The sequence below is a fragment of the Alteromonas antoniana genome (genome assembly GCF_019249295.1).
Taxonomy (GTDB): domain Bacteria; phylum Pseudomonadota; class Gammaproteobacteria; order Enterobacterales; family Alteromonadaceae; genus Alteromonas; species Alteromonas antoniana.
In genome coordinates this window covers 1-1,304 of sequence record NZ_JAESDH010000071.1, presented here as the reverse complement: position 1 = coordinate 1,304, position 1,304 = coordinate 1, and the positions used below count along the sequence as shown (strand labels likewise).

Annotated in this window: 1 protein-coding gene; it reads left to right on the top strand. The window is 48.6% G+C overall.

The window, feature by feature from the left end:
* Positions 1 to 57 precede the first annotated feature (57 nt).
* Entirely contained in the window at positions 58 to 1,269 is a 1,212-nt protein-coding gene (locus JKP77_RS22090) for an IS256 family transposase (RefSeq protein ID WP_218313331.1), read from the top strand.
* Positions 1,270 to 1,304: the final 35 nt, after the last annotated feature.

Genomic DNA, 1,304 nt, shown 5'->3' with positions numbered 1-1,304 from the left:
GAGAGTGTAAAAAGATCTGTGTAAGTGGCATTCTTAACCTGTTGAAAGGAATGCAGAATGCCAATATCAGACAAACTTATCGATCAGCTTCTTGAAGGCTGTAACTCCCCAGACGATATTCTCGGCGAAGCCGGACTGCTTAAGCAACTGACCAAGAAGGTTGCTGAGCGAGCGTTGAACGCTGAGATGGAGCAACATCTTGGCTACGCCAAACATGCGCCGGAAGGTAAGAACTCTGGCAATTCCCGGAATGGTAAATCCAGTAAGAAGGTGCGCTCTGTGCACGGTGAGATCGATCTGGATATCCCTCGTGACCGCAATGGCAGCTTTGAGCCACAGTTGGTCAAGAAAGGCGACAAACAGCTCAACGGTTTCGATGACCGTATCATCTCGTTGTATGCGCGAGGCATGACAACACGTGATATCCAGGCGCATTTCGAGGAATCTTACGGCGTAGAAGTCTCGCCGACTTTTATCTCTCAAGTTACCAATGAAGTGATGGATGAGGTAAAGCAATGGCAGCAGCGCCCACTGGACGCGTTATACCCTGTCGTTTATCTGGATTGTTTAGTGGTGCGCAGTCGGGATTCTGGCGCGGTACAGAACAAATCGGTTTACCTGGCTCTTGGCATCAACACCGATGGTGAAAAAGAACTGCTGGGCTTATGGATGGCCCAAACCGAAGGCGCGAAATTCTGGCTGTCAGTGATGAACGAGCTTAAAAACCGTGGCGTTCAGGATATCTTTATTGCTTGCTGCGATGGTCTGAAAGGCTTCCCTGAAGCCATTGAGACCGTTTACCCGAAAACACAGGTGCAACTGTGTATTGTGCATCAGATTCGCCACTCGCTGCGTTATGTTAACTGGAAACAGCGCAAGGTCATTGCCGCTGACCTGAAACGTATTTACGGCGCGGCCACACTAGCTGAAGCGGAGTTGGCCCTGGCAGAGTTCGCTGAAAAGTGGGATGACCAACACCCAACGATTAGCCTATCCTGGCGCAATAACTGGGAACGTCTGAGCGTCTTCTTCGATTATCCGCCGGAAATCCGTAAGGTTATTTACACTACGAATGCCATCGAATCCCTGAACGCCAGTCTGCGAAAAATTACCAAAACCAGACGGTCATTCCCGACTGACGACTCAGTAATGAAAATACTGTATCTGGCGCTTCACCAGATATCAAAGAAGTGGACCATGCCAATTAGAGATTGGAAAGCGGCCATGAGTCAGTTTATGATTATGTACAGTGACCGTGTATCACTATGATAAATAGCCACTTACACAGAAAATTTCACAGTCTC